Origin of the sequence: Pantoea pleuroti (genome assembly GCF_014156615.1) — a bacterium.
GTDB classification, from domain to species: domain Bacteria; phylum Pseudomonadota; class Gammaproteobacteria; order Enterobacterales; family Enterobacteriaceae; genus Pantoea; species Pantoea agglomerans.
Genome location: NZ_SBFD01000029.1, coordinates 1 through 681, shown reverse-complemented (window position 1 = coordinate 681; position 681 = coordinate 1). Strand labels below are relative to the sequence as shown.

1 protein-coding gene is annotated in these 681 nt (G+C 39.1%); it reads left to right on the top strand.

The annotated features are described in order from the left end of the window. On the top strand, nt 1-681 hold a 681-nt coding region (locus EPG66_RS22805; protein ID WP_182688187.1), incomplete at both ends, for a restriction endonuclease subunit S.

Below are 681 nucleotides of genomic sequence, written 5' to 3'. Positions count from 1 at the left end.
CAAGCCGAGAAATTGCGCGCTTGGGCGAAGCGGCTAGAAGTAAGATTAGCATTGCTCGAAAATAAAATACCTATCTCAAAGCATGTTGTCAGAGAAGCCAAACACTCAAAGGCTACCCTATCGTACCTAACAGAAAATAGATTAGATGCTCGTTACTATGCTAACAAACACCTCGATCTTTATGCTCAATTCACCGACGACTTTGAAAGCCTTGGTACTATTTTCTCGAAATTTAAATATGGAGCGTCTATTGCTGCAAATTACGTAAACACTGATGGATTGCCTTTCATTCGAGGCAATGCTTTGTCACCTAACAGAATTAACAAAGACGACATAGTTTATCTAAATAGATCGCTAGAAGATGAGGGCAATAATTACTGCATCGAAGAGGATGATATATTAATAACCCGAAGTGGTACTGTCGGAGTAGCAGCTCACGTGACTTCAGAGTATGCGAAATATTGGTATGGTTCTTTCATTATAAAATGCACACTCTCAAATAAGTTATATTTACCAGCCTATGTGAGTTGGTACTTGAATTCATGGGTAGGTCAACAACAATTTCGAAGGCTAGAAAATGGTGCTGTGCAGTTGAATATAAACATTGAAGAGTTGAGTTCAATTGCTATTTGGAAAGCATCACAGGAGTTTCAGAACGAGATACAGCAACTACTGTTCGAG